The organism is Psychrobacter sp. TB55-MNA-CIBAN-0194 (assembly GCF_040309505.1).
Lineage (GTDB): Bacteria > Pseudomonadota > Gammaproteobacteria > Pseudomonadales > Moraxellaceae > Psychrobacter > Psychrobacter fozii.
Genome location: NZ_JBEOOW010000656.1, coordinates 1 through 245, shown reverse-complemented (window position 1 = coordinate 245; position 245 = coordinate 1). Strand labels below are relative to the sequence as shown.

The 245-nt window shown below is 36.7% G+C and carries 1 protein-coding gene; it reads left to right on the top strand.

The window, feature by feature from the left end:
• Positions 1 to 245, top strand: a 245-nt coding sequence (locus tag AAEY75_RS16635) for a 7TM-DISM domain-containing protein (protein WP_352260267.1), incomplete at both ends; no start/stop codon positions are given.

Here is a 245-nt window from a genome sequence, read left to right as displayed (position 1 = left end):
CCACAGGACATACTATTTAGCGATCAATTCGAAGAAAATATATATGGCGAATCCCAAAGCTTTTCAGATTACGCCTATTGGCATAAATTAGTCTTTCCAGAAGTGTCTAAACAACAAAAAAATGAAAACTTCGTTCTTGGATTAAATTATTATGTCATCGAGAACCTTGATTTCTATCTCTTTCATGGAAATCTGCTACAGAAGCATTGGACTAGAGGTGCCTTACAAGATTGGCAGGGCGATAC